We start from the raw sequence: 272 nt of genomic DNA on the forward strand, positions 1-272 counted from the left end.
GGGGCGACGTCGAGCAGCACGAATTCGGAGTCGGCGGCTTGCAGGAGGATCGCCCTCCAGGACTGGTTGAGTCGCGCGGTCCGAAGCCTGCGGTCCTTGACCCGCCGGATGGGTTCGAGATGGATGGCGTTGCGACGGAAATCTTCGCTGAACTTCGCGAAGAACGCGGTGGTGAGGTCTCGGACTTCTGGTGGGAGTTTCCGCAGTCGGCGGTTCAGTTGCTTTGGGAGATAGAGGGCGACGTCTGAGCGGTCGGACACGGGCACCTCGTT

At 63.2% G+C, this 272-nt stretch carries 1 pseudogene; it reads right to left on the reverse strand.

The features are described from left to right. A pseudogene (locus tag L0U85_RS20250) lies at positions 1-260 on the reverse strand (hypothetical protein); the annotation flags it as partial. Positions 261-272 lie beyond the last annotated feature (12 nt).

The organism is Glycomyces sp. L485 (assembly GCF_022548875.1).
Taxonomy (GTDB): Bacteria; Actinomycetota; Actinomycetes; order Mycobacteriales; family Micromonosporaceae; genus Glycomyces.